This is a genomic window from Caldanaerobius polysaccharolyticus DSM 13641 (genome assembly GCF_000427425.1).
Classification (GTDB): Bacteria; Bacillota; Thermoanaerobacteria; order Thermoanaerobacterales; family Caldanaerobiaceae; genus Caldanaerobius; species Caldanaerobius polysaccharolyticus.
This window is the reverse complement of sequence record NZ_KE386495.1, coordinates 78,559-98,117: the sequence shown is the minus strand read 5'-3', so window position 1 is coordinate 98,117 and position 19,559 is coordinate 78,559. Positions and strand designations below refer to the sequence as shown.

Genomic DNA, 19,559 nt, shown 5'->3' with positions numbered 1-19,559 from the left:
CTAAGATAAGAGATTCTTTATTGCATTGTTTCTCGCCTAGAATTGGCTAAACTAAAATCTATTATCCGAGAAATTGACGATAGCGCTTTCGTAGCCATAGAAAATGTTCACGAGGTACTTGGGGGAGGGTTCCGCAAACGAGTAATTCATTAAATGTTCAGCCGGTAAGAGTAGCTATTGCCTAAGCTGGGCGTGTCGAAACTTGTGAGATTTTTTGGAAGCCATCTTTTAAGTTGCTAGCATACATCCTATAATAATAACATAGGAGGTGAAATCTGGTGAACGAGCTACTTACTACCAATGAAACGGCTGAAATCCTCGGAATATCGCCCATTGCGGTCGCCAATCTCCTTCGGGATAAGAAACTGCCGGGTATCAAGAAACGAGGTGATGACGGGATTGACCGCTGGTTCATCAGACGGGAAGACGTTGCCCTCTACTGCGCTGGGTTGGCTATTTTCAATATGCTCCAGCACAAAGCCAGAATTAGAGGGCAAGCTGTGGAAGAAGGTGTCCCATTGTGACTAAAGCTGTAGGTTACATTAGAGTAAGTACGGAAGAACAAGCGCAACACGGTTATTCTCTTGAGGCTCAAGCAGAATCTATCAGTAATTACTGTAAGGCAATGAGATGGGAATTAATCAAAATTTATCGAGATGATGGCTACAGTGCAAGTTCACTAGACAGACCTGCACTTCAACAATTGATTGCGGATATTCCCCTGCGCTCTTTTGACACTGTTGTATCGTGGAAGCTTGATAGGTTAAGTCGAAGTCCGAAAGATACCTTATACTTATTAGAAGATGTCTTCGAGAAAAACAGTATCACTTTTGTCAGTGTACAGGAACCGTTCGTTAATACTAAAGACCCAACATCAAAGATGTTTACCACAATTCTCGCTGCTTTCGCACAGCACGAGAGAGAAATGATTACCGAAAGGATGAAGATGGGAAAATACCAGAAGGCACGAATGGGTCAGTTCCCAGGTGGTCACATCTTATACGGTTACCGGAAAAACCCACTAACCGGAGAGTTCGAGATTAACGAGGAAGAAGCGAGAATTGTCAGGCTCATCTATCACTGGTACGTGTACGGTGATGAGACAGGTAAGCCACTGGGAATGGAAGCTATCGCTGATAAGTTAACGAAGATGGGTGTTCTTCCTCCTTCCGCTGTCCGTGGAGTTCGGGTAGGAGTAAGAGGTAAGAGAGGTCAAAAAGGTGAATACGTCAAACACTGGTCAAACGCTACTGTCAGACAGATACTTACTCATCAGGCATACATAGGTAAAAACTACTTTGGTAGGAATGGTAAGAATGCCGAACCAGACAAGGTTGAAGATGACTGGATTGTTATTCCATTCCCACCCATCGTAGACGAGTACACCTATCAGTTAGCACAAGAAAGAAGAAACAGAGCAAAGTTCTGGCAGAGAAAGCACGAAACGCCTTTGCTTACTGGGATTATTCACTGTGGAATATGCGGGTTGCAATTTAGAGGAACCTATGACCACGGGAAAACAGCAGTTTACTCCTGTTACGGCAGGCTTAAACGCTACCACAGAGATGGGAGTCCTACATGCGATTCGCCAAGAATTCCTGCCGACTGGCTTGACCAACAGGTTGTGCTGAAGGTATTTGAAGCTTTGCAGAAACCAGAGCAGATGAAAGAAGCGATTATGGCTCACTTAGAAAGCTGGGAGCGAAGAAAACGGGAACTGGAGCTTATAGTTGGGCCTTCAGTAAAACAGATGAAGGAATTGCAGGATGAGCAGGAAAGGTTGAACTACCTCTTCCGCAAAGGAAGAATATCGGTATCAGAATACGAGAAGGAAGCTTCTACGCTGGATAAGAAGATAGCTGAACTTCGTGAACAGCATAAACACCAGACGAATGAACTTCGCCACCTGCAGAAGCTCGAAAAGGACTTAGACTTCATCAAGCAGGCTCTTGAGAACGGTTACTGGAAAGTAGAGTACGAAGCACTACAAAGCGAATTAAAAATGATGTGGGATACTGCTCTAACCATTGACAATAAAACAGGGGAGGTAGTTGTTACCACTCCCAGACAGGAAAAGAAAGTTACTATTGATTTTAGCGAAGCTGGTAAACAAGTTCAAGAACAGGAAGAATTATTGACTTTTGCAATACACGGAGGTGGCAAGATTGCAACACGTCAGCTATTTGATAAGCTCCATATTACCGTTCACGTATACAATTTAATGATATTATAATCTTCCCTCTAAATCAAGGTTTTTTTTATAAATAAGTATGTCGTCTAACCCCTGGTATTTTTGCATTATCATGGGTCGACGACATTAAATCGAGCATTAAAAGCTTAAATTTATATGATTATGTCATCTCCGCCTTTTTTTATTCCCAGCGTTTCTCTTTCTGAGTACTTTGTGGTCCTGAGTATGTAAAATATTACAGAATCTTCTTCTTTATCGATGACCTTTGACAACTCTATTTTTAGTTTTTTATAATTGGCTTCAGAAATTTCCCCCTCCAGAACAGAATTTTGTACCCAGTTTAGATATTTGCGGCATGTTTTAAGAACCTTTGCTACCCGCTTTTCTCCTACATCGTAAACAAGTATTATAAACATAGCTCATTCCTCTGTGCTTAAAAATGTAAATCATATGGCTTGTTCAAATGTACTTTGTAATTTTAACAGCTTGCGACTATTTTCCCATAGTATTTTCTCTTTTTCCTCTGTGCTCAATTTTAATTTCATGAAGCGCTCTAATTCGCTTTTGTGAGAAGTAATAGGATAATCTGTGCCAAAAAGTACCTTCTCCACACCATGTTTTTTTATGAGTGTTACAGCTTTTTTTGCATCCAACCTCCAGAGTGAACTGGATGTATCTATATAAATATTTTTGCCAATTAGATATTCCATTGCTTCATCCCATCTGGCATAACCCCCTAGATGAGCGCCGATTATAATCATGTGGGGGAAATTCTTTATCACGCGGGCCAGGCGCCTGGGGCTTGAGTAATCAAGGCGTTCATCTCCTAGATGAAACAATACAGGCATTCTGGAACCAATCAACTCGTAAATAGGCATCATCTTAGGGTCGTCTATGTAGAAGCCTTGAAAATCTGGATGCAATTTTAAGCCTTTAAGTCCCAATTTCAAAATGCGACAGAGTTCTTTTTCTATAAAAGGATAATCAGGGTGTATCGTGCCAAAGCCTATAATTCCATTGCCAGTAATAGAAGCTATCCAGTTGTTTACGCTCTCTACCTGTTGTGGGTTGGTTGCTGTGGAGTGTACTACTATGCGGCATATGCCTCCTTCTTTTGCGCTATTAATCAGGTCTTTTAATGTTCCCTTTCGCTCTATTTTCAACGAATAATGCTTGCTTAAATTCGCCACAGCTTTTGATGCCACTTTATCAGGAAAAGCGTGGGCGTGAAAATCTATAACATTCTTCAACCTTGCATACTTCCTCTCTAGTAGCTTTGCATAAAGTATAGCATCATTGTGAGAATAATACAATAATAAAAAGATGAGGTAAATGCTAATGGTCTACCTCATCTTTTTTAACCAAAACATTAAAGTCCTGACTGATAATCATATACTATTCGAGAAATATCGGCAAGGGTTTGAAGCGATGCGTCTTCCCAGCCGTTTTCTGTGAATATGGTTATGATGTAAGGTCGATTTCCAAATACGATGCCTACGTCGTGGAATTTGTCATCAAGGGCTCCCATCTTATGAGCTACGACTACTCCTGAAGGCAATTCCTGAGGTATCCCCTCGCTGAAGATGGAGTGTTCCATATAATACAGTACTTCATTTCCCAGATCGTAGTTTTCATCTCTAAATGCCAATAACTCACTCAAGTATATATCCATATCTTTAGGTGTGGTTACGCTTAGGCCGTTGACAAGGCCTGTTGCGTTGGCACCCAGTGACTTTTCAAAAGCCGTTAAGTTATCTTGGCCTGCGTAGTCCAACAACATCTGCCAGGCCACGTTGTCGCTGTACTCAATAGCCAGTCGCGAAAGTTCTCTTATAGTATACTGGCCACCAAAGGGCTGTCCTTGGAGGATACCTGTTCCCTGCATGTAATACTTCGGCGTATAAGTGAGCTTTGTGTTGAGATCTATTTTCCCTGCAGCGGCCTGCTCATAAAGATATAGCACCAATGGCAGTTTTATTGTGCTGGCTGCTGCGTACACATTGTCTCCGCCGATGCTTAGAGTCTGGCCTGTGGTCAAGTCGTGAACGTATACACTTATCTGTCCCGGGCGTGTGCTTATATAACTTTGCAGTTTTGCCTTGAGGGCATTGTAATCGGGATAAACTATATTGTTTACTCCTGTGCCCCACTCATAATGGCTGTCCGATGTCTTGATGTAAACTATATGGTTTACTTTATCCCATTGTATATTGGCGCCAAAGGCTTCTTTAAATAGCGTAAGGGGCACATACAACCTGTTGTTGCTCATAAATGAAAGGACAGGCATTGTTATTACCTTATTGTTGACCACTGCCCATTTTTGCCCATTTTGCACCGTAGCGCTTTGATCGCCTTTTACCGCTGTCATCGTCTGCGACGATGAGTCCCAATACACATCTGCGCCCAGTGCTTCAGAAATACCTCTGAAGGGAACTGTTATATATCCGCCTACGACCATGGGCTTTGGAGTTATCTGTATCAAATTCCCGTTTATAGATATAGATATATCAGGATAGTTAGCTGAAGCTGGTAGCATAATGGCAATGACAGCTATTATCAAAGCAAAAGAGATTACAGCTTTGTATATCTTATTACCCTTCATGTTTCTCCCCTCCTATATACATTAAGATATATAGAATTATATATTAAACTTATCCGTTGTTCCATGGTGTTTTAATGGTAATTCATATCGATGTCTTTGCATATAATGGTCTGTAATAACCACAGAAGTGGAGGAGGATGTCTATGGGTAAAGGTTATATCAAAGAGGTGTTTCCTGGCGGAAATACCGCCTATGGTTTTTATTCATTTTATAAATACATAATTGGCGACGATGCCAAAAGGATTTTCATATTAAAAGGGGGGCCGGGTACAGGGAAGTCCAGTTTTATGAAGAAAATAGCCTATGTCATGGTGGATAAAGGGTTTGATGTAGAATTTCACCGTTGTTCCTCTGATAATAATTCGCTGGATGGAGTTGTAATCCCCCAAAAAGGGATTGCGTTAATTGACGGCACAGCGCCTCATGTGGTGGATCCGGTTTACCCTGGCTCCCTTGAGGTGATTATAAACCTGGGGCAGTTTTTAAATGAACAAGAAATGCAAAAACACAGAGAGGCTATTGTGGCACTGAGCGAGGAGATAAAAAGGTTGTTCAGCAGGGCGTATAAATACCTAAGCGCAGCAAAAGGGTTAAAGGACGATGCCGTAAGTGTCATGGAGAGGTGTGTGGACTGGGCCCGCGTTAATAAAGTGGCCTACGGTTTAATAAACAGCATGTTTGCAGGCATGAGCATTTCGGATCGATTAGGGAAAGAGAGGCATTTGTTCGCTAGCGCGATAACCCCTGGCGGCGTTAAAGATTACGTTGAGACTATTGTAAGGCCTTATTCAAAACGATATGTGATAAAAGGAAGGGATGGCACAGGAGGCACTCTGATATTAAAGACCCTTTTGGAGCAGGCTAGGATAAGAGGCTGTGACGTAGAGGCGTACCATTGCGCGCTGGACCCTGAGGTCATAGAACACCTATTAATACCAGGGCTGGATGTGGCCATTACGACATGGGAGAAATTTGAGGACAGCGGCTTAGTGGTTGATTTGGGTGGATGTGTGGATGAACAAAAACTTCGGCATTATAAAGAAGAGCTGGAGGCAGATCTTGAGTATGCAGGCATTATGGTCCAAGAGGCTGTGAAATGTATAAATAAAGCCAAAAAAGCTCACGACGAGCTGGAAAAGTATTACGTAAGCTGCATGGACTTTCACGCGGTGGATCAGCTGAGAGAGGATGTTTTGAAAAAGATATTGAGATGTTGACAAAAGCGCTGAAAAGCGCTTTTTTTCACTTTAATGAAATAAAGCTACCGTTATGGTATAATAGTTTCAGAGTATTAAAGCAGGTGGTGGAAGGTGAATGTACCAGTCCAGGATAAAGGACAAAATGATAGATGAGCTGTTTGAAGCCATATTGTGTTTGAAGGATATAGATGAGTGCTACATGTTTTTTGAGGACGTGTGCACTATAAACGAGATTAAGGAGCTGGCCCAGCGCTTTAAAGTGGCCAAGATGCTTAAAGATAAAAAGACGTATAACGAGATAGCAGAGGTAACAGGGGCCAGTACCGCTACTATAAGCAGGGTAAACCGGTTTTTGAATTACGGTTCAGGAGGATACCGCATGGTACTGGAGCGCATAAAGTCAAAGGGCGGCCCGGAAAAGGATTAATGCCATTGTTGCTGAAATGTGATATAATATCTCTATAAATTGATGGGCGGGAGGAATTTTTTTGAATTTAATAGAGTCATTAAACGAGGCCCAGAGAAGCGCAGTGCTTACCACGGAAGGGCCTTTATTGATACTGGCAGGTGCCGGCAGCGGCAAGACCAGGGTGATAACCTACCGTATCGCATACCTGATTAAAGAAAAAGGCATAAGCCCGTATAATATCCTCGCGATCACATTTACCAACAAAGCGGCCAGGGAGATGCGAGAGCGGGTGGAAAAGCTTCTGGGTGGAGAAGCCAGAGACATATGGATTATGACCTTTCACGCAGCCTGTGTGAGGATATTGAGGAGGGACATAGAGCGCATAGGCTATTCCAGAAATTTTGTGATATACGATACGTCGGATCAGATGGCCCTTTTAAAAAATTGCATTAAAGAGCTGAACTTAAATGAGAAAATGTACGAACCTGCGGTTATTATGTCTGCTATTTCCAGGGCCAAAGATAAGATGATAGCTCCTGAAGACTATTTGGATGCCTATGGCGACGACTTTAGGAACAGGAAGATAAAGGACATTTACAGCCTTTATCAGGAAAAGCTAAAGAAAAACAATGCGCTGGATTTTGATGACATTATATTAAAGACTATCCAGCTGTTTAAAAGCGATCCAGAGGTGCTGGACTACTACCAGAGGCGCTTTAAGTACATCATGGTAGACGAGTACCAGGATACCAACGCGGCTCAGTACCAGTTTATAAAACTACTGTCTTCGTATCACAGGAATTTATGCGTGGTAGGCGACGACGACCAGAGCATTTACGGCTGGAGAGGCGCTGATATAAGAAACATACTGGACTTTGAAAAGGATTTTGAAAACACCACGGTGGTTAAGCTGGAGCAAAATTACCGTTCCACAAAACAGATACTGGAAGCAGCCAATGAAGTAGTATCCAACAATAAAGGCCGCAAGCCCAAAAGACTCTGGACGGTCAACGGCGACGGCATGCCCATTACGGTTTATACGGCGGTGGATGAGCACGACGAGGCTGAATACGCTGTGACGCGTATCCTTGAGGGTGTGGCCCGAGGAAACTCGTTTGGGAGCTACGCCATACTGTACAGGACCAATGCCCAGTCCCGCGTCTTTGAAGATGTGCTCAACCGAGAGGGTATCCCTTACAGGATGGTAGGGGGCTTGAGGTTTTACGACAGGAAAGAGATAAAGGACATAATCGCGTACCTCAGGGTTTTGCAGAATCCCCTGGACGATGTGAGCTTGAGGAGAATCGTAAATGTGCCCAAAAGGGGTATAGGAGAAGGCACATTGAGCAAATTGGAAGAGTATACTGTCCATAAGGGCATTAGCCTTTACGACGCCATGTTAGAGTGCGGGGAAGTGTTGTCGGCAAGAGCGGCCAAGGCCGTAGAGAATTTTGTGGAGATGATGACCGAGCTCATGGCCGTCAAAGAGGTAGTGGACGTAACCCAGCTGATAGAAGAGGTGCTGGAAAAGACGGGCTATGTCAAGGAGCTGGAAAAAGATGAAAGCGAAGAGGCCCAGTCCAGGATACAGAACCTGCGGGAGTTTCTCACGGTAGCCCAGGAGTTTGAGGCGCAGAGCGAGGATAAGTCCCTCCAGGCGTTTCTTGAGAATATATCGCTGGTTACTGATGTAGACGAGCTGGATGAAAGCCAGGACGCTGTGGTATTGATGACACTGCATGGAGCTAAGGGCCTGGAGTTTGACAATGTGTTTATTGTGGGAATGGAAGAAGGGATTTTTCCCATCTCCAGGGCTATGCTGGATGAGGCCCAACTGGAAGAGGAGCGCAGGTTGTGCTATGTGGGCATAACCCGCGCTAGAAAAAAACTTTACATCACCCACGCCCTGCAGAGGAGCACCTATGGAAGCGTGAGCTATAACCCTGTTTCGCGGTTTGTAGAGGAGATACCTGAATACCTTGTGGAGCACGAAGGATATGGAGGAGGCTCCATACCTCGAAGTGAGAGGAAGTATATCGCTGCTACAAGAAAATCTTCGCGGGACAGTCAAGCATATATAATAGGTCAGAAGGTACAGCACGCTAAATGGGGGATAGGCACGGTTATAGAAGCTAATGAATCAGAGGTTGTGGTCGCCTTTGATAGCGTGGGAACCAAGAGGCTTGCCGTGGATTTTGCGCCGTTAAAGATTGTAGGTCCATGAGGGGTGATAAAGTGATATTGTTTTCAAGCGCCTTTTCCTTTATGATAGGGATTATACTGCTGGCTTTTGTGCTATGGCTTTTCAGCAAATCCATAAGGTTTCTTTTTAGGTTTATTCTAAATTCCATAGTGGGTTTTATATTCCTTATCATCTTCAACTTCTTTGGCGGGATAGTAGGGCTATACCTTCCCGTAAATGTCATAACGGCATTTGTTGCAGGGGTATTGGGCATACCTGGTATAATCGTCCTGTTGCTGGCCAAATACTTTTTCCACTTCATTTAAAATTTAGAGAGAAAGGATTTGTATGTTACTGCCGTGCACTTTTGGCTGCAGCGTAAGCAATTCCCGGTGCATGGGGTTAGCGGGATGAGGACTTTGTTGCACCGGGGGCACCTCTTTGCAGTCTCATCTACATTGTATCCACATTGGGGACATGTCTTCATAAATATCACCTCACAATATGATCTGCGCTAGGGTACCGCCGATTAAGAATGCCAAAAACACCGAGCCCAACCAAATGGTCAGGGATTCAGCTTTGCTTCTCTCTTTAAATATAATCATGGTAGCGGCTATACACGGTACGAATAGCGTTATGGTTACCAGTGCCACCAGGGTCTGATTGGGGCTCAGCTTGAGCGCATAGAGTCCGGCGGCTCCAAAGTCGCGCCTTACAAATCCCATTATAAACGCGTTTGCCGCTTCTTTGGGCAGTTTTAACCACCCTGTGGTCAGAGGAGCTGCTAATCTTTGTATAAAATCTAAAACACCTGTATACTGCAGTATAGCGATGCCAAGAGATCCTAACGCAAACAAAGGAGCGGCGTCCTCGAGAAACATCTTTGTCTTTGTAATGGTCTTTTTTACGACGTTGTCTATGCGGGGTACTTTTAAGGTAGGCAGGTCTATCAAAAGGTCTGTGGATTCACCGGGCAGTACCTTGTTGAGGGTGGTGCCTATGGCTACGAATATAGCTACCAGTATTATCACATAAGAGATTATATACTTAGGGCCTAGAGGCGCTATCATGCTGGTTATGACGGCCAATTGCGCTGAGCAGGGTATCGCCAATCCCAAAAGCATGGTGGCTATAAATCGCTCTCGCCTTGATCCCAGTATCCTTGTGGTAATGGTGGCCATGGTGATACAGCCCAGGCCCAGTATGATAGGGATTATAGCTTTGCCGTTTAATCCCAACTTTGTAAGCACTCTGTCCACCAGTACGGCTATTCTGGGAAGGTATCCAGAGTCCTCCAACAGCGACAGGAAAAAGTAAAAGCCTATGACCAGAGGAAGAAGCAGGCCTACGATGTAGATGACGGTCATGGTGAGAAGCCCGAATTCCCCGATCAAGATATTGCCTAGAAACGACTTTTGAGGTATTACGCTTCCAACCACTTTCTCTATAAATGGCTTGTAGAGGCCGTTCATCACGGTGTCTTCAGTAAAGCCTACCACGGTCTGGGCGATAAATACCCCGATGACCTGGTACATGATAACGAGAGTTATTATCAATAAAGGAATGCCTGTAACGGGCTTGAGCATGAGCTTGGCCAGTTTTGTAGAAAAAGAGGCGTGAGCGTATTGCTCGCTTACGACGGAGCTTACAATCTGGTCTACCCTTTTGCGCCTTTCGGTGTAGATTTCTTCTCTGAGGCCAGGAGGGTTTGCTATGCCATTTCTCGCGCACACGTTTTCGTCATCTTCCAATATCAGCAGGATTTCGCTGTGGTCTATACCTTTGCCCTCATAAGCCCTGTAGTTTTCTTCTACTATTTTAATAGGCTTTCCCTTTCGCGCGTTGTACAGGTTTTTTTTCACTTCGCTTATGCCTACGTTCTTTGTGGCTATACAGGGAATCACGGGGACGTCAAGCTCCTGAGACAATTTTTCAACATCTATGGAAATCCCGTTTTTCTCGGCTTCGTCCATCTGGTTTAAAGCCACTATAACGGGCTTTCCCATGTCGATCAACTGTTGGGTGAGGAAGAGATCCCTCTCCAGGTGCAGGGCGTCTACCACGTTCAGGATTATGTCAGCGCTTAAAATCACATCTCGCGCTACCCTCTCTTCGTCGTTGAAGGAGGATACGCCGTAGACACCGGGCGTGTCTATTATTACGTCTTTGCCGTACATCCCATGGCTTATGTCCACAGTAGTTCCTGGATAATTGGATACGTCCACGTACATCCCGGTGAGGGCGTTAAAAAAAACCGATTTGCCCACATTAGGGTTTCCTACCAGAACGATTTTTTTCGCGTTTTCAGGTATATCGATTTTAATGGGCGCGCAGCAACTGCTCATTTTAACCCTCCTTGACTTCTTTGATCTTGATTTTTTCGGCCAGTTTCCTGCCTATGGCTATTTCCTGCATGCGGTTCTGTATAATAACAGGGCCTTTTGGCAACTTTTCCACGCACTTTACCAAGGAACCCTCTGATATACCGAATCGCAATATCTGTATTTTTACTCTTTCGTCGTCGATTTTGTCTATGATGAGTTTATTTCCTATTTTGGCTAGGTCCAGTGTCATTGGGCATACCTCCTTTTAAATTTCTGCTGGTAAATAGATGATTGAAATGGATCGTAGAACAGAGATGAGGCAGATGAATCTGAGATTCATTCTCAATTCGTTCTAAATATATTATAATTATCCCGGTATGATTTGTCAATGAGAAGTGCTATAATATTGTTAAAAAGAATCAGGATAGCTATAGAGAGGGAGTATACATGAGGGACAATGTAAAAGAGCGCATTGAAGAGCTGAGGAAGGTAATATCCTATCACGATTACATGTATTACGTGTTGGATTCTCCGGAGATTTCCGATGAAGAGTACGACAGGCTTATGAGGGAATTAAAGGATCTTGAAAGGCAGTATCCAGAGTTTATCACCCCTGATTCGCCCACCCAGAGGGTTGGAGGCCAACCCCTTAAAGAATTTGCAGAGCATCAGCATACCATTCCCCTGCTTAGCCTTGACGATGTCTTTAATGAAGGTGAGCTGAGGGATTTTGACAGGAGGGTAAAGGAGGCGGTAGGGGATACCGATTATGTTTTGGAGCTTAAAATCGATGGCCTTTCTGTGGCCCTGCAGTACGATGACGGCATATTTATACGGGGGGCGACCAGAGGGGATGGATATACAGGAGAGGATGTGACGCAGAATCTCAAGACCATAAGGTCAATTCCGCTGAGGCTTAAAGAGGACGTGACCCTGGAGGTCAGGGGAGAAGTGTACATGCCCAAAAAGTACTTTGCCGAGCTTAACGAGGCGCGAGAAGAGGAGGGACAGCCCCTTTTTGCAAACCCTCGAAACGCCGCCGCTGGCTCTCTAAGGCAGCTGGATCCTGCTGTGACGGCCAGACGGCAACTTGACATATTTGTGTTTAACCTGCAGAGGGTTGAGGGAAAGGCGTTTAAAACCCATATAGAGGCTTTGGAGTATTTAAAAGACATAGGGTTTAAGATAAGCCCTTATTTGATACATATAAAAGACGTGGAGGAGGCGCTGGGGTACATAGAGGAGTGGAGGGAAAAGCGGCACCAGCTTCCCTTTGAGATAGACGGCATGGTCTTAAAAGTAAACGACCTGGCCAAAAGGGATGTACTGGGGGCTACAGCAAGGCATTATAGATGGGCTATTGCCTACAAATTCCCCGCGGAAAGGCAAAAAGCGAAAGTAGAGGATATCATCGTCCAGGTAGGCAGGACGGGGGCTATTACCCCGACTGCTGTGCTGACCCCTGTCAGGCTGGCTGGGACCACTGTGAGCAGAGCTACCCTTCACAACGAAGACTACATAAAAGAGAAGGACATAAGGATAGGGGATACGGTGCTGGTTCAAAAGGCGGGGGATATAATCCCTGAGGTGGTGGAGGTGGTAAAAGAAGAGCGCACGGGCAAAGAGGTGCCTTTTGTCATGCCTGACAGGTGCCCGGAGTGCGGTGCTAAAACCGTCAGGATAGAAGGGGAAGCCGCTGTGCGCTGTCCCAACCTCAACTGCCCTGCCCAGATAAGGCGAGGCATAATACACTTTGCTTCACGGGATGCCATGAACATTGAGGGATTAGGCCCTGCTATCATATCCCAGCTGATTGATAACGGCCTTGTAAAGAACATAGCGGATATTTATTACCTTAAGTATGAGGACCTGGTTAAATTGGAGCGCATGGGGGATAAGTCTGCCAACAACCTTTTGACGGCTATTGAAAACAGCAAGAAAAACGGTTTGGACAGGCTGTTGTTTGGCCTTGGCATAAGGTACATAGGCTCAAAGGCAGCGGAGGTTCTATCTTACTGGTTTAAAAGCATGGACGGAATTATGAACGCGAAGCAAGAGGACCTGGTCCAGGTTCCTGAGATAGGCGAGAAGATGGCTGAGAGCGTTGTGGCCTTTTTTGCCGATGACCACAACAGAGAGATGATTGAACGGCTAAAAAAGGCCGGCGTCAATATGAGTAGCTTGGAAAAAGCCAGCGTGAGCAACAAATTTGACGGCATGACATTTGTGCTCACAGGTACCCTAGAGAAGTACACCCGCGCACAGGCTACAGAGATCATAGAGCAGAATGGAGGTAAGGTATCCTCCAGCGTCAGCAAAAAGACCAGCTATGTGTTGGCAGGCAAGGATCCCGGTTCCAAGCTGGATAAGGCGCGAAAGCTAGGGGTGCCTGTTATAACCGAGGACGAGTTTGAAAAAATGCTTTCGATTTGATAAAATATGAACATAATTGGCGAAGAATAGTGAAAAGGGGTGAAAGGTGTGATCGACAGGGAGACGGTTTTGCACGTGGCCAGGTTGGCCAGGCTCAAGCTTAGTGAAGAGGAGATCGAGAGGATGTCGGTAGAGCTGGGCAACATTCTCGATTACATAAACAAATTAAGCGAGCTGGACATAGAGGGGGTAGAGCCCACAGCTCACATCCTTCCTGTAAAAAATGTGTTCAGGGAGGACGTGGTGTGCAAGTCACTGGATAAAGATAAGGTGCTCATGAACACGCAATACCAGGAGGATGGCTGTTTTAAGGTTCCTAACATAATCGAATGAAAGGGTGTGAAAACATGGAACTACATGAGTTGACTGCCCACGAGATACGGGATATGATCCTGAAAAGAGAGGTCAGTTCAGAGGAGATCACAGCCCTTATGCTCCAGAGGATAAAGGCCGTTGATGATAAGGTTCAAGCGTATATTACGGTGTGCGAAGAGCAGGCTTTGGAGCAGGCCAGAGCGGTTGACCGGAAGATAAAGAGCGGAGATCCGGTGGGTAAGCTGGCTGGCATTCCCATGGGTATAAAAGATAACATGTGCACCGAGGGCATATACACCACCTGTGGCTCCAGGATGCTAGAGAACTTCAGGCCTCCTTACACCGCCACAGCAGTGGACAGGCTTTTAAAAGAAGATGCCGTGATGCTGGGAAAGCTGAACATGGACGAGTTTGCCATGGGCTCGTCTACCGAGACCTCTTACTTTAAAAAGACCCGCAATCCCTGGGACTTAGAGAGGGTGCCTGGGGGCTCCAGTGGAGGTTCGGCGGCTGCGGTGGCTGCCGATGAGGCTTATTTTACTTTGGGCTCTGATACAGGTGGTTCCATACGCCAGCCTGCATCGCTGTGCGGTGTGGTGGGGTTGAAGCCCACCTATGGACTGGTATCCAGATACGGACTGGTGGCTTTTGCCTCGTCACTGGATCAGATAGGGCCGCTCACCAAGGATGTAGAGGACTGCGCTATGGTGCTGGATGTCATAGCGGGTTACGATAAGGCTGATTCCACGTCCATTGACGGCAAAAAGCAGGATTACCTCTCTGAGTTAAAGAAAGGAATAAAGGGCATAAAAGTAGGTATACCGAAAGAGTTTTTTGCGCAAGGAGTAAGCGATGGAGTAAAAGAGAGGATATACGAGGCGGCAAGAGTGCTGGAAAATCTGGGAGCTGTGGTAGAGGAGACGTCCCTGCCTTATTCGGGGTATGCCCTGGCGGTTTACTACATAATAGCCTCAGCGGAGGCCAGCTCCAACTTAGCCAGGTACGACGGCATAAGGTACGGCTACAGGGCTGAGGATTACGAAGACATGGTTGACCTCTTTATGAGGACCAGGAGCGAGGGATTTGGCAAAGAGGTAAAGAGGAGGATAATGCTGGGCACCTACGCGTTGAGCTCGGGTTATTACGACGCCTATTACAAGCGGGCTCAAAAGGTCAGAACCCTTATAAAGCAGGATTTTGACAGAGCCTTTGAAGCGTACGATGTCCTTATATCCCCTACTTCGCCGGTACCAGCCTTCAAAATCGGCGAGAGGATGAACGATCCCCTTCAGATGTACATGTCCGATATATGCACGGTACCTGTGAACATAGCGGGGATCCCGGCTATTTCCGTACCTGCGGGATTTGAAGGCGGGTTGCCTGTGGGGCTTCAGATCATGGGTAAGCCCTTTGACGAAGCAACTGTTTTGAGAGTCGCATACGCCTATGAGAAAAACTCGGGCATTGAGAAAAAAAAGCCGGCGCTGGAGGTGAAATAAATGGAGTACAAGACCATTATAGGGCTGGAGGTTCACGCGGAACTTCTCACAAAAACCAAGATCTTTTGCGGCTGTACCACTGAATTTGGAGGAGAGCCCAATACCCACACCTGTCCTGTATGCCTTGGGCTTCCCGGCGTGTTGCCTGTCCTCAATAAAAAAGTTGTGGAATTCGCAATAAAGGCAGGGCTGGCTACCAACTGCCAGATATCAGAGTACAGCAAGATGGACAGGAAAAACTACTTTTACCCTGACCTCCCCAAAGCCTATCAGATATCCCAGTACGACCTGCCTTTGTGCCACAACGGTTACGTGGAAATAGAGGTAGGCGGCAAAAAGAAGAAGATCGGCATAAGGAGGATACACATAGAAGAGGATGCGGGGAAGCTGATGCATACCAGGGACGGATCGTTGGTGGATTACAACAGGGCCGGGGTTCCGCTGATAGAGATCGTGTCAGAGCCCGATATAAATTCTCCTGAAGAAGCCTATGCGTACCTCACCAAGCTTAAAAGCATACTCCAGTACATAGAGGTATCTGACTGTAAGATGGAAGAAGGCTCTTTAAGGTGCGATACCAATGTGTCGTTGATGCCTGTAGGAGCCAGTGAATTTGGCACCAAGATCGAGCTTAAAAACCTCAACTCCTTCAAAGCGGTACAAAGGGCGCTGGAGTACGAGATAAAGAGGCAAAGGGATATACTGGAGTCAGGGGACAAAGTGGTGCAGGAGACCCGCCGCTGGGATGAGACAAGGGGCATCACTACGTCCATGAGGACAAAAGAAGAGGCCCATGACTACAGGTATTTCCCGGAACCTGACCTGGTTCCCATTGTGGTGGATAGGGAGTGGATCGACAGGATAAAAGCCGAGCTGCCGGAGCTTCCGGACCAAAAAAGAGAGCGATTTGTGAGGGAGTACGGCATACCTGAGTACGATGCCGAGGTCCTCACCGGGAGTAAGGCTCTTGCGAAGTTCTTTGAGGATACCGTAAGGCTTCACAACAACCCCAAGGCCGTGAGCAACTGGATTATGAGCGAAGTCCTGAGGATATTAAACGACAAAGGCATAGAAATACAGGAGCTGAATTTAAAGCCTGAACAGCTGGCGCAGCTTTTAAACCTCATAGAAAATGGCACCATAAGCGGAAGCATAGGCAAAAAGGTCTTTGAAGATGTGATCGAGACGGGAAAAGACCCTGAGGTCATAGTCAAAGAAAAAGGGCTGGTGCAGGTAAGCGATGAAGGGCAGATAAGGGAGATAGTAAAGCAGGTCCTGGAGCAAAACCAGAAGTCAGTGAAGGACTATAAGAGCGGAAAGGAAAAGGCCTTTGGATTCCTGGTAGGTCAGATAATGAGGGCCACTAAAGGCAAGGCCAATCCCCAGGTTGCCAATAAGATATTAAAAGAAGAACTGGATAAAATTGAGTAAACTTTAGGATATTTATGCATTGTGTCAAGGCCTGACACAGGATATATCGCGTCAGGCCTTTAAATTTATAAATTAAAATGTATTTTTATGCATAAATTTTATGGGTTCAAAAAAATTAGCATATGAAAATTTTATTGAAATTTGTTTACAGTGAGTATATAATAGTGTTGAATTTATATTTACAACATAATTCATTTTACCCAAACATACGGGCAGTAGTTGCTATATTTTTTTGAGCATTTCAACGAAATTTTGAAATGCGCCTCGGTTGCATTTCAAAATAAAAAAAATTCTTAAAATAAGGGGGCAATTCTATGAGTAGGAAAAAATACCTGGCTCTATTCGTGGCTGTGGTCATGATGTTGGGAATATTGCTTACAGGTTGCTCTTCTGGTAAAAAACAGAGCAGCACCACGAGTAGCAGTTCTGAAGGCAAATCTTATGATGAGCTGGTCAAAAAGCTGCCGACGCTCAAGTACCTTACTGACGATCAAACCCAGGCCAAGATAAATGCACAGGTCTTTCAGCAGATGTGGAAAAAGAACCTGGGCGTTAACGTGGAGATTGAAACCGTGCCGTTTAAGACCAGGCTTGAAAGGATGAACAAATACGATTATCAGATCGTTATGGCCGGTTGGGCACCCGACTACAATGACCCAATGACGTTTATGGACCTCTGGACCAGCTGGTCTGCTAACAACAACTCGGGTTGGACCAATTCCGAATACGACAATCTCATAAAAGATGCTCAGAACACCAACGACAACGCCAAGCGCATGGAGGATTTTAAGAAGGCCGAAAAGCTGCTTTTGGACGAAATGCCCATAGGCCCTGTGTATTACAGGTATATATCCTATTCGGTAAAACCTGACGTTCAAGGCCTTGTGAGGAGGTTTGTGGGCGGAGATGTGGACTTCTACTGGACCAGCACCAAGAGCGGCACTTTAAGGTACAATCTGGGTGAGGAACCCCCTCAGATGGATCCCCAGCAGACCCAGGATGCCGTTTCTATGAACGTCATAAACGCTGTTATGGAAGGGCTTATGAGGTATGATCAGAACGGCAAGGTCATGCCCGGTATTGCCGAGAGCTACACGGTGTCAAAGGACGGCCTTACCTACACCTTTAAGCTCAGGGACGCCAAATGGAGCAATGGCGATCCGGTGACGGCCCAGGACTTTGAGTACGCTTGGAAAAGGGCTTTGGATCCTAAATTGGGCGCTATATACGCTTACATTATGTATCCTATAAAGAACGCAGAGGCGTATAACACCAAGAAGATAACAGATCCCAACCAGGTAGGGGTAAAGGCCCTGGACGCCAAGACGCTGCAGGTCACCCTCGAGAGGCCTTTGCCATACTTCCCGGATTTGACAGCTTTTGCTACGTACATGCCTTTAAACCAGAAGTTCTACGAGACCGTAAAGGACAAATACGGTTCAGAGCCTGACAAGATGTTATACGATGGGCCATGGGTCATAAAATCCTGGAATCACCAGCAGAAAATGGTTCTGGAGAAGAATCCTAACTACTGGAATAAAGACGCGATTAAACTCAACAAGATTGAGTTCTCTATGGTAAATGATAGAAATACCGAACTCAATATGTTCCTCACAGGTCAGCTGGACGTGGCTCAGGTGGCTAGCGAACAGTTTGACCGGGTTAAAAAAGCCGGATACGAGATAAAGAGCTTCTCAGACGGTTCCTCGTGGTATTTCCAGTTTAACACAAAAGATCCTGTGCTGAAGAATGCCAATATAAGGAAGGCATTGACGCTGGCTGTTGACAGAAATACCTTCGTCAAAGACATATTGAAAAATGATTCAAAGCCAGCTACAGGATATGTGCCTGACATAATGTGGGGAAACAAAGACACTTTCAGGAAAGAAGCGGGAGACTTACTACCCAGCAGCGATGTAAAACAGGCGAGGGAACTGCTGATAAAAGGCATCAAGGAATTAGGGCTTGATAAATAAAGTAGATGCTTTACAGGGTATATGCTGATGCATATACCCTGTAAACTGTAAAAGGGGTGATGGATATTTTTATATATATCTTAAAGCGTATAGGCTATGCACTTATAACTCTTTGGGTGATACTTACGTTTACATTTATTCTCATGCATTTGCTTCCGGGCAAGCCCTATATAGGGATGAAGCAGGTGCCCGTTGAGATACAGCGAAACCTGGACGCCAAATACGGTCTGGACAAGCCTCTTATCGTGCAATATTATAAATATGTCGCCAACATCCTGCGAGGGGATTTTGGTATGTCAATGCTTTTCCAGAACCAGAGCGTGAAGGGCATTATCGCGCAAGGCTTTCCCGTGTCTGCCTCATTGGGGATTGAGGCTATGTTTTTTGCAGCCGTGTTGGGAATACTGCTGGGGATAATAGCCTCTGTTAGGCATAACAGCGGATGGGACTATTTTTCCACCGTCATTGCCGTCATAGGCGTATCCGTACCCAACTTTATAATAGGCGCACTTCTTCAGTACTTTTTAGGGGTGAAGATAAGGCTATTTCCCGTTGCCGGATGGGAGAGCTTTAAATACACCATCCTTCCTTCTTTCTCGCTGGGGCTTAGCATGCTGGCGACAGTCTCCAGGATGATGAGGGCCAGTATGCTGGACGTGTTAAATCAGGACTATATAAAGACGGCCAGGTCAAAGGGCTTGTCCAATGCCGCTGTCGTATGGAAGCACGCCGTGAGGAACGCCATACTCCCTGTGGTGACCACATTTGGTCCCATATTTGCCATGGTGGTTACGGGTACCTTCGTAGTGGAGAATATCTTCGGCGTTCCCGGTTTAGGTAAACACTATGTGACCAGCATCAACAGCAACGATTACACCCTTATAATGGGCCTCACCATATTCTTTGCGGTGATACTGATAGGGGTAAATCTGCTGGTGGACATATTGTACGGCGTAATAGATCCCAGGATAAGAATTGCCAAGGGGAAGGGGTGATGG

18 protein-coding genes are annotated in these 19,559 nt (G+C 45.5%); 13 read left to right on the top strand and 5 right to left on the bottom strand.

All coding sequences use genetic code 11. The features are described from left to right. Positions 1 to 12 precede the first annotated feature (12 nt). From CALPO_RS15075 to CALPO_RS0106650, 3 genes are all read left to right on the top strand, one after another. Positions 13 to 153, top strand: a complete 141-nt coding sequence (locus CALPO_RS15075) for a YitT family protein (protein WP_081698990.1) — start codon at positions 13 to 15, stop codon at positions 151 to 153. Between the two features lie 125 nt (positions 154 to 278). Then, entirely contained in the window at positions 279 to 524 is a 246-nt protein-coding gene (locus CALPO_RS0106655) for a helix-turn-helix domain-containing protein (protein ID WP_022587841.1), read from the top strand. Continuing rightward, the gene (locus CALPO_RS0106650) at positions 521 to 2,233 is read left to right on the top strand and encodes a recombinase family protein (protein ID WP_026486633.1); all 1,713 of its coding nucleotides are present in this window, start codon (positions 521 to 523) and stop codon (positions 2,231 to 2,233) included. The genes CALPO_RS0106655 and CALPO_RS0106650 overlap by 4 nt, the downstream gene beginning before the upstream one ends. A gap of 110 nt (positions 2,234 to 2,343) precedes the next feature. Here CALPO_RS0106650 and cas2 read toward each other — a convergent pair whose 3' ends face one another. From cas2 to CALPO_RS14185, 3 genes are all read right to left on the bottom strand, one after another. Continuing rightward, positions 2,344 to 2,607, bottom strand: coding sequence for a CRISPR-associated endonuclease Cas2 (cas2, locus tag CALPO_RS0106645; protein WP_026486632.1), 264 nt, complete (start codon positions 2,605 to 2,607; stop codon positions 2,344 to 2,346). A 30-nt stretch (positions 2,608 to 2,637) separates the two neighbouring features. After that, on the bottom strand, positions 2,638 to 3,441 hold the full coding sequence (locus CALPO_RS0106640) for an amidohydrolase family protein (RefSeq protein WP_026486631.1): 804 nt from the start codon (positions 3,439 to 3,441) through the stop codon (positions 2,638 to 2,640). A 119-nt stretch (positions 3,442 to 3,560) separates the two neighbouring features. Then, positions 3,561 to 4,793: a serine hydrolase gene (locus CALPO_RS14185; protein ID WP_051585892.1), complete on the bottom strand. Its 1,233-nt coding sequence runs from the start codon at positions 4,791 to 4,793 to the stop codon at positions 3,561 to 3,563. Between the two features lie 143 nt (positions 4,794 to 4,936). Between CALPO_RS14185 and CALPO_RS0106630 the strand changes: the two genes are divergently transcribed. The 4 genes from CALPO_RS0106630 (at position 4,937) to CALPO_RS0106615 (ending at position 8,909) form a co-directional block, all read left to right on the top strand. Further along, positions 4,937 to 6,010: a PRK06851 family protein gene (locus CALPO_RS0106630; protein WP_026486630.1), complete on the top strand. Its 1,074-nt coding sequence runs from the start codon at positions 4,937 to 4,939 to the stop codon at positions 6,008 to 6,010. Between the two features lie 97 nt (positions 6,011 to 6,107). Continuing rightward, complete coding sequence (locus tag CALPO_RS0106625) at positions 6,108 to 6,419, top strand: YerC/YecD family TrpR-related protein (RefSeq protein WP_026486629.1); 312 nt, start codon at positions 6,108 to 6,110, stop codon at positions 6,417 to 6,419. A 61-nt stretch (positions 6,420 to 6,480) separates the two neighbouring features. Next, positions 6,481 to 8,625, top strand: coding sequence for a DNA helicase PcrA (gene pcrA / locus CALPO_RS0106620; protein WP_026486628.1), 2,145 nt, complete (start codon positions 6,481 to 6,483; stop codon positions 8,623 to 8,625). A gap of 11 nt (positions 8,626 to 8,636) precedes the next feature. Then, on the top strand, positions 8,637 to 8,909 hold the full coding sequence (locus tag CALPO_RS0106615) for a pro-sigmaK processing inhibitor BofA family protein (protein WP_026486627.1): 273 nt from the start codon (positions 8,637 to 8,639) through the stop codon (positions 8,907 to 8,909). A gap of 171 nt (positions 8,910 to 9,080) precedes the next feature. Here the strand turns inward: CALPO_RS0106615 and feoB are convergent, their stop codons facing one another. Beyond that, the gene (gene feoB / locus CALPO_RS0106610; RefSeq protein WP_026486626.1) at positions 9,081 to 10,928 is read right to left on the bottom strand and encodes a ferrous iron transport protein B; all 1,848 of its coding nucleotides are present in this window, start codon (positions 10,926 to 10,928) and stop codon (positions 9,081 to 9,083) included. Position 10,929: 1 nt separating this feature from the next. Next, positions 10,930 to 11,157 (bottom strand): FeoA family protein, encoded by a 228-nt coding sequence (locus tag CALPO_RS0106605; RefSeq protein WP_026486625.1) that lies wholly within the window; start codon positions 11,155 to 11,157, stop codon positions 10,930 to 10,932. Between the two features lie 197 nt (positions 11,158 to 11,354). Here CALPO_RS0106605 and ligA point away from each other — a divergent pair, with 197 nt between their 5' ends. The 6 genes from ligA to CALPO_RS0106575 all read left to right on the top strand — a co-directional run bounded on the left by ligA (position 11,355) and on the right by CALPO_RS0106575 (position 19,556). Continuing rightward, complete coding sequence (gene ligA, locus CALPO_RS0106600; protein ID WP_026486624.1) at positions 11,355 to 13,340, top strand: NAD-dependent DNA ligase LigA; 1,986 nt, start codon at positions 11,355 to 11,357, stop codon at positions 13,338 to 13,340. Positions 13,341 to 13,388: 48 nt separating this feature from the next. After that, entirely contained in the window at positions 13,389 to 13,673 is a 285-nt protein-coding gene (gatC, locus tag CALPO_RS0106595; protein ID WP_026486623.1) for an Asp-tRNA(Asn)/Glu-tRNA(Gln) amidotransferase subunit GatC, read from the top strand. Between the two features lie 14 nt (positions 13,674 to 13,687). Then, positions 13,688 to 15,154, top strand: coding sequence for an Asp-tRNA(Asn)/Glu-tRNA(Gln) amidotransferase subunit GatA (gene gatA, locus CALPO_RS0106590; protein WP_026486622.1), 1,467 nt, complete (start codon positions 13,688 to 13,690; stop codon positions 15,152 to 15,154). Further along, positions 15,155 to 16,585 carry an Asp-tRNA(Asn)/Glu-tRNA(Gln) amidotransferase subunit GatB gene (gene gatB, locus CALPO_RS0106585; protein WP_026486621.1) on the top strand — a complete coding sequence of 477 codons (1,431 nt, stop codon included), beginning with the start codon at positions 15,155 to 15,157 and terminating at the stop codon, positions 16,583 to 16,585. It abuts the gene before it with no gap. Between the two features lie 314 nt (positions 16,586 to 16,899). After that, positions 16,900 to 18,561 carry an ABC transporter substrate-binding protein gene (locus CALPO_RS14180; RefSeq protein ID WP_051585890.1) on the top strand — a complete coding sequence of 554 codons (1,662 nt, stop codon included), beginning with the start codon at positions 16,900 to 16,902 and terminating at the stop codon, positions 18,559 to 18,561. Positions 18,562 to 18,620: 59 nt separating this feature from the next. Beyond that, positions 18,621 to 19,556: an ABC transporter permease gene (locus tag CALPO_RS0106575; RefSeq protein ID WP_035172441.1), complete on the top strand. Its 936-nt coding sequence runs from the start codon at positions 18,621 to 18,623 to the stop codon at positions 19,554 to 19,556. Positions 19,557 to 19,559 lie beyond the last annotated feature (3 nt).

Bases quoted from the DNA above. Each gene is read 5' to 3' on its own strand.
- cas2 (WP_026486632.1), bottom strand. From the start codon at position 2,607: ATGTTTATAATACTTGTTTACGATGTAGGAGAAAAGCGGGTAGCAAAG.
- CALPO_RS14185 (WP_051585892.1), bottom strand. From the start codon at position 4,793: ATGAAGGGTAATAAGATATACAAAGCTGTAATCTCTTTTGCTTTGATA.
- CALPO_RS0106630 (WP_026486630.1), top strand. From the start codon at position 4,937: ATGGGTAAAGGTTATATCAAAGAGGTGTTTCCTGGCGGAAATACCGCC.
- CALPO_RS0106625 (WP_026486629.1), top strand. From the start codon at position 6,108: ATGTACCAGTCCAGGATAAAGGACAAAATGATAGATGAGCTGTTTGAA.
- feoB (WP_026486626.1), bottom strand. From the start codon at position 10,928: ATGAGCAGTTGCTGCGCGCCCATTAAAATCGATATACCTGAAAACGCG.
- CALPO_RS0106605 (WP_026486625.1), bottom strand. From the start codon at position 11,157: ATGACACTGGACCTAGCCAAAATAGGAAATAAACTCATCATAGACAAA.
- ligA (WP_026486624.1), top strand. From the start codon at position 11,355: ATGAGGGACAATGTAAAAGAGCGCATTGAAGAGCTGAGGAAGGTAATA.
- gatA (WP_026486622.1), top strand. From the start codon at position 13,688: ATGGAACTACATGAGTTGACTGCCCACGAGATACGGGATATGATCCTG.
- gatB (WP_026486621.1), top strand. From the start codon at position 15,155: ATGGAGTACAAGACCATTATAGGGCTGGAGGTTCACGCGGAACTTCTC.
- CALPO_RS14180 (WP_051585890.1), top strand. From the start codon at position 16,900: ATGAGTAGGAAAAAATACCTGGCTCTATTCGTGGCTGTGGTCATGATG.
- CALPO_RS0106575 (WP_035172441.1), top strand. From the start codon at position 18,621: ATGGATATTTTTATATATATCTTAAAGCGTATAGGCTATGCACTTATA.